The organism is Paraburkholderia sp. SG-MS1 (assembly GCF_012275575.1).
In the GTDB taxonomy this organism is placed as follows: Bacteria; Pseudomonadota; Gammaproteobacteria; order Burkholderiales; family Burkholderiaceae; genus Paraburkholderia.
This window is the reverse complement of the sequence record NZ_NPIH01000162.1, coordinates 1-6,109: the sequence shown is the minus strand read 5'-3', so window position 1 is coordinate 6,109 and position 6,109 is coordinate 1. Positions and strand designations below refer to the sequence as shown.

Sequence of the window (6,109 nt, the reverse complement as noted above, 5' to 3'; positions counted from 1 at the left end):
AACCGCCGCTTCGTGTCGCGGATGCTGCAGATCGCCGCGCCGAACAAGCCGGTGTTCGTTGCGATCGGCGCGCTGCATCTGGGCGGACCCAAGGGCGTGTTGCAGCTTTTGCGGCAGCGCGGGTTCGTGGTCGAGCCCGGGTGACTTCGGGGTAGTCTATTGCCGCTGCAGAGCCTGCGCGACTTCCGCCACTACCGCCTCCCAGTCTCCCATCGTCTTTTGCCTGAACAACCTCATTCCTGGATACCACGGCGTGTCGTTGCGCGCTTGCAGCCACCGCCAGTCGGCGTTGGCGGGTAGTAGCAGCCACACCGGCTTGCCCAGCGCGGCCGCCAGATGCGCGACGCCGGTATCGACAGCAATTACCAGATCGAGCAGCATGATCAGCGCGGCGGTCTCGTCGAAGCTGGTCAGATCGGCGGTGAAATCGCGGGCGCGGAAGACAGGCGGCGCGTCGGCCAATTGCGCGTGTGCCGCGCCTTTCTGCAGCGGATACCACACGATGTTCTTCAACCCGCTCAACGCGCTCAGCTCCGCCAGCGTCATCGAGCGGTAGCGGTCGTTGCCGAACGTGGGGCTGCCGGCCCATACGAGGCCGACTTTGCGTTTCAATTTATTGGCGGGGCCCAACCGCTGGCGCCATGCCTTCAGCTTCGCCTTGTCGGCGAACAGGTAGGGCAGTTGGGCTGGAACGGTGTCGATCCCGGTGCCGAGGCAGGACGGAACGCTCATCATCGGCACCCAAAAATCGTACTCGGCATCGGGCTTGCCGCTGAACGCGCGATTCACGCCCGGTATCCGTTCGACCAACGGCAGTAACGGCTCGCGCACGCAGAGGTCGACCGTCGCGCCGCGCTGCTGCAACACGCGCGCAAAGCGCAGGAACTGGAAGTGGTCGCCGAAACCCTGTTCGCCGGCCACCAGCAGACGCCGTCCGTCGAGCGGCTCGCCACGCCATTCGGCGACGCCAGGCACTGCGATCGCGTCGTAGTCCCGCTTGCGCCAGCGCAGCGCGAACTCCGCCCAGCCTTGCCTGTAATCGCCGCGCTTGAGCAGCAGCCACGCGAGATTCTGATGCGCATCCGCGTAGTGAGGATCGAGCGCGAGCGCCTGGCGATACAAGCCCTCTTCTTCGCCGTCTTCTTTCAGCGGGCCTTGCGCGGCCAGCGAACCGCCGAGGCACACGAGGTGGGTCGGATTCGGCCTGAGCGCGACCGCGCGCCGGTAATGCGCTTCGGCGCCCGCATAGTCGCCGAGCCGGCCAATCAGGCTGCCCAGATTGACGTGCGCCTCCACGTAATCCGGGCGCAACGCGAGCGCCCGCTCGAAACTGGCGAGGGCCGCGTCGTGACGGCCTTGCGCGTGATACGCATTGCCCGCGTTGAAATGCGCTTCGGCCATGTTCGAGTCGAGCGCAAGCACATCGCGATAGCTCGCGAGCGCTTCGTCGAAACGGCCAAGCTTGCTCAGCACCGTGCCGAGGTTCAGATGCGCGTCGATCATCGCGGGGTTCGATGCCAGCGCGAGCCGGTATTGTTCGAGTGCTTCGTTCAGCGCGCCTTGCGCTTGCAGCGCGACACCGAGGTTGTTGCGCGCGTCGGCGAAACCTGGCTGGAGTTGCAGCGCCTGGTCGTAGCAGATCGTGGCTTCGTCGAGGTGGCCGAGCGCGGCGGCCACGAGACCCCGATTGCTCCAGCACGCGGCGTCGCGGCGATCGAGCTTGAGCGCCCGGCTCATCAGGCGAGCGGCGGTGTCGTGCTGGCCGCGCTGATGATGCAGCACGCCGAAGTAATGCAGCCCCTTCGCGTGCGAGGGATCGAGTGTGAGGGTTTGCCGGTAGAGTGCGTCGGCGGCGTCGAGCTGGCCTGCCTGGTGCGCGGCGAGCGCGGCGTCGATCAACGCGGTGACGTGGGCGGCGGAGCCGCCGTCGCGGCGGGATGGATGTTCCATGGACACCTGCAGAGGATCGCAAGCGGCGCGCAATGCACGCACCGGCGCGTGGGATGGGAAGCCATCCGCGATCTTAAGTGCCGTTCCCTGTTCCGACGATCGGACGCTTCTTAATTCGGTTGCGTACGATCAGCAACGAGTGCTTGAGCGACGCATCACAGCTGCGCGCTGTGATGCGTCGGCATAGAGCGCCTTGAAGGCAAACGCCCTACAGGAACATCAGGAAATTCAACAGGAAGATGTTGACGACCAGCAAGGTGAGCGCGGTGGGAATCTGCACCTTGATTACCGCGTTCTTGTCCGGCAGTTCGAGCAGCGCGGCCGGGACCATGTTGAAGTTCGCGGCCATCGGCGTCATCAGCGTGCCGCAGTAGCCGGAGAACATGCCGATCGCGACCATCACCGCCGGGTTGCCGTGAAACACGCCGACCAGAATCGGCACGCCGACGCCACCCGTCATCACCGGGAATGCGGCGAAGCCGTTGCCCATCACCATCGTGAAGAGCGCCATGCCGATGCAGTACACGGCCACCGCGACGAAGCGATAGTCGAGGCTGATGTAGGACGTGGTCACGTGCGCGACGGCCTTGCCCACACCCGCGTCCGAGAACACGAGGCCGAGCATCCCGAGCATCTGTGGCAGCACCGCGGCCCACGACAGCGCATCGACCAGCCGGCGCGCTTCCTTCATCGACTGGCCGACGGTGTCGCGCGTCATCACGCAGGCCACCGCCAGCGCGATCACGCAGCCGATGCCGAAGCCGATCAGTGTGACGTTGGCCTTCTCGATCAGCGGCATACCGCCGAATACCAGGTGACTCGCCGACAGCGTGATGATCACGGTGATGACCGGGATCGTCAGCGCGGGCACGAATAGCTTGTTACCGAGACGCGCGGCGCTTGCCTTGCGCGCGTCGAGCGACAGCGTTTTCGGCCTGGCCGCGGTGACGCCGCCGAAACCGGCGATCAGCGCCATCACGATCACCGCGACGCCAACCACCGCCGGCGGCAACCGGTCGCCGATCAGGAAGATCAGCGCATAGAGAATCCAGAAGCCCCCTGCGGTGAGACGGCGCGGATGCGTCCTGTCGGTGACGATCATGCCGCCGACGATCAGCAGCACCACGCCCAGCAGCCAGAACAGATAGGTGATGGTAAACGTCATGCTTTGTCTCCCGCTGGGGATGGCGTCGACACGGCAGCGCTGCCGCCCCTGGCATTGCCGCGCAGTTCGCGTTCGAGCCGGCGATCGAGCAGATACAGCCGGAAGCCGTGCACGATGAACGCGCAGATCGCGGTCGGGATGCCCCACAGCGCGACGTGAATCGGCTCGACGACGATGCCCGCTTCCTTCAGGAAGGTCGTCATCAGCACGATCGCGCCGAACGCGACGAAGATGTCCTCGCCAAAGAAGAGGCCGACGTTGTCGGTGGCCGCGGCGAACGCGCGCAACTTGAAACGGACCGCGTCGCTGATCTTGCCGAAGCGGGTTTCGGCCGCGCCTTCGGCCATCGGCGCGATCAGCGGGCGCACCATCTGCGGATGCCCGCCGAGTCCGGTCAGTCCGACCGCGGCGGTCAGCTCGCGCACAAGCAGATAGACGATCAGCAGACGCCCGGCGGTGGCCGCCTTGATGCCGCCGATCCACGCCTGGGCACGCTCGCGCAGCCCATGGCGTTCGAGCAGGCCGATCACGGCGAGCGGCAAAAGAATGATCAACGGGATGTTGCGCGTCTTGATGAAGCCGGTACCGATCTGCGCGAGGATTTTTTCAGGCGGGAAGTGCGCGGCGAGACCGGTGACGATCGCGGCGACCGCGACGATCAGCATCGGATTGAACCGCAATAGAAAGCCGACGATGATGACGGCCACGCCGATGAGCGGCCATAAACTGACAGTTGACTGCATCAGGATCTCCAGACAGGGTTTTAACCTCACCGCGGGTAGCGGCTGACGTGGGCCGGCGCGTGGTGTTCCATGCGCCGTCTTGGTGTTGCCACGGCTCTTGATGGCCGCGTTGCTTCGAACTGCGTACACATCTGCACCTGCACCTGCACCTGCACCTGTGTTCGGGGTTTGCCCGCCGGGTATTGCAATCCATCCTCCACCCGGCAAACGCCCCGCTCGAGAGCGGGGCGTCGGAGGTGTCGCTGGCAATGTTTGCGCTGTCTGGCTGGTCGCCTCAGCCGCCGCTCAGGCGCGAGCGGCGTTGGCCGCGTGAACGTCGATGCCGGCAGCCTCCAGGGCGCCGCGAATGCGCCGCGCGAACGCCAGCGCATGCGGCCCGTCGCCGTGCAGACAAATGGTCTGCGCGTTCAGCGGCACCCATTGGCCGTCCACGGCCCGCACGCGCTGCTCGCGGATCATGGCGAGCGTGCGTTCGAGCACTTCGTTTTCATCGTCGAGCAGCGCGCCCGGTTCCTTGCGCGGCACGAGCGAGCCATCGGCACGATAGCCACGGTCGGCGAACACTTCTTCGATCGCGACGAGACCCGCGTTGCGAGCCGCCGTCACGAGACCGCTGTTGGCGAGCGCGAACACGGCCACCGACGGATCGAAATCGTGCACCGCCGAAACGATCGCGTCGGCGATCTTCGCGTCGCGCGCGGCCTGGTTGTACAACGCGCCGTGCGGCTTGACGTGCGCGATGCGCCCGCCCTCCGCCTGGGCGATCGCCGACAGCGCGCCGAGTTGATACAGCACGCCCGCGTAAATCTCGCCGGCCGGCAGATCCATTTCCTTGCGGCCGAAATTCTCCGGGTCGTTGAAGCTCGGATGCGCGCCGATCGACACGCCTTTCTGCACCGCCCAGCGCACGCATTCGCGCATCGCATTGGGGCCGCCCGCGTGCCAGCCGCAGGCGATATTCGCCGAGCTGACGAGGTCGAGCAGCGCCTCGTCGGAGCCGCAGCCTTCGCCGAGGTCGGCGTTCAAATCGATTTCCATGGTGTTCCCCTACTGAGTGTTACAGCGCCGCGACCGCCGACTGGCGCGCGCAGCGTTCTTCATGCATCGCGATTGCGGCGTCGATCTGCCGCAAGTACGTATGTTCTTCCAGCAAAGCCTGGCGCGCTTCGAACAGCGTGGTCGGGATGAAGCGCACCGCGGCGTTCAGACGGACCTGCGCGAGCTTCCACAGATCGGCCTGGATCACCGCGCCGATCTTTGGATAGCCGCCGGTGGTTTGCGCGTCGCTCATCAATACGATCGGCTGGCCGTTCGGCGGCACCTGGATCGTGCCAGGCAGCACCGCGTGCGAGAGCAGGTCGGTCTTGCGGGTGCGTTCCAGTTCGGCGCCGGCGAGGCGATAACCCATGCGGTTGCTGTTTGGGGTGACGAGCCATTCGTCGGCCCAGAACGATTCGTGCGCGGCCTCGGTGAAGCTGTCGTATTCCGGGCCGCGCAGCACGCGGATCGGCACCGCCCACGGCACGCCCGACGGATGCCGGCCGCGCCGCAGCGGCTCGTGAACCAGCACGAACTTGCACCAGCTGGGCGCCTTCACACCGAACTCCGGCGCCTCGGGCGTGAAGCCGACCCGGCCCCGCTGCTGCGGCACGCCGACCGGCAGGCGGTCGCCGTCGCGCAGCGCGCGGCCGCCAAGTCCGCCGAAATGACCGGCGAGATCGGTGCTGCGCGAGCCGAGCATGGGCAGCACATCGATGCCGCCCGCCACACTGACGTAGCCGCGCATGCCGCGTTTCGCCGCGTTCAGCACCAGCTCCTGGCCGGCTTGCACGGGCAGGCTCCACCACGAATAGACCGGCTTGCCGTCGAGCGTCGCGCCGAATTCGGTACCGGTGATGGCGACCCGTGTCGCGCGCAGAAAGCGCAGCACGGTCGGACCGAAGGTGATTTCCAGACCGGCCGCGTCGGGCCGGTTGCCGACCAGCCGGTTGCCGACTTCGAGCGACAGCCGGTCGAGCGCGCCCCCCATCGCGACGCCCAGATGCCGTTGGCCGTGACGGCCGAGGTCCTGGATCGTGGTCAACAGACCTGCGCGAATCACATCGATCATGCGTGTATCTCCGCGACGGTGAAACGCACACGGTCGCCCGGCTGCAACAGGGTGGGGGGGCGGCGCGCCGGGTCGAACAGCGGCAGCCCGGTGCGGCCGATCAGCTGCCAGCCGCCGGGCGAGACGGCCGGATAAATGCCG

7 protein-coding genes are annotated in these 6,109 nt (G+C 66.5%); 1 reads left to right on the top strand and 6 read right to left on the bottom strand.

All coding sequences use genetic code 11. The features are described 5' to 3' along the window. On the top strand, positions 1-144 hold a 144-nt coding region (locus CIC12_RS12650), incomplete at its 5' end, for a TraB/GumN family protein (RefSeq protein ID WP_168664447.1). A 12-nt stretch (positions 145-156) separates the two neighbouring features. Here the strand turns inward: CIC12_RS12650 and CIC12_RS12645 are convergent. From CIC12_RS12645 to CIC12_RS12620, 6 genes are all read right to left on the bottom strand, one after another. Next, positions 157-1,950 (bottom strand): tetratricopeptide repeat protein, encoded by a 1,794-nt coding sequence (locus CIC12_RS12645; protein ID WP_168664446.1) that lies wholly within the window; start codon positions 1,948-1,950, stop codon positions 157-159. Positions 1,951-2,158: 208 nt separating this feature from the next. Further along, a complete protein-coding gene (locus CIC12_RS12640; protein WP_168664445.1) occupies positions 2,159-3,115 on the bottom strand; it encodes a DUF979 domain-containing protein in 957 nt (318 codons plus the stop codon). Continuing rightward, complete coding sequence (locus tag CIC12_RS12635) at positions 3,112-3,858, bottom strand: DUF969 domain-containing protein (RefSeq protein WP_168664444.1); 747 nt, start codon at positions 3,856-3,858, stop codon at positions 3,112-3,114. Before CIC12_RS12635 ends, CIC12_RS12640 begins: the two co-directional genes overlap by 4 nt. A 285-nt stretch (positions 3,859-4,143) precedes the next feature. Then, positions 4,144-4,896 carry a 5-oxoprolinase subunit PxpA gene (gene pxpA, locus CIC12_RS12630; protein WP_168664443.1) on the bottom strand — a complete coding sequence of 251 codons (753 nt, stop codon included), beginning with the start codon at positions 4,894-4,896 and terminating at the stop codon, positions 4,144-4,146. 19 nt (positions 4,897-4,915) lie between these two features. Further along, the gene (locus CIC12_RS12625) at positions 4,916-5,968 is read right to left on the bottom strand and encodes a 5-oxoprolinase subunit C family protein (RefSeq protein WP_168664442.1); all 1,053 of its coding nucleotides are present in this window, start codon (positions 5,966-5,968) and stop codon (positions 4,916-4,918) included. Further along, on the bottom strand, positions 5,965-6,109 hold a 145-nt coding region (locus CIC12_RS12620; protein WP_168664441.1), incomplete at its 5' end, for a carboxyltransferase domain-containing protein. The genes CIC12_RS12625 and CIC12_RS12620, both read right to left, overlap by 4 nt.

Bases quoted from the DNA above. Each gene is read 5' to 3' on its own strand.
- pxpA (WP_168664443.1), bottom strand. From the start codon at position 4,896: ATGGAAATCGATTTGAACGCCGACCTCGGCGAAGGCTGCGGCTCCGAC.
- CIC12_RS12645 (WP_168664446.1), bottom strand. From the start codon at position 1,950: ATGGAACATCCATCCCGCCGCGACGGCGGCTCCGCCGCCCACGTCACC.
- CIC12_RS12640 (WP_168664445.1), bottom strand. From the start codon at position 3,115: ATGACGTTTACCATCACCTATCTGTTCTGGCTGCTGGGCGTGGTGCTG.
- CIC12_RS12635 (WP_168664444.1), bottom strand. From the start codon at position 3,858: ATGCAGTCAACTGTCAGTTTATGGCCGCTCATCGGCGTGGCCGTCATC.
- CIC12_RS12625 (WP_168664442.1), bottom strand. From the start codon at position 5,968: ATGATCGATGTGATTCGCGCAGGTCTGTTGACCACGATCCAGGACCTC.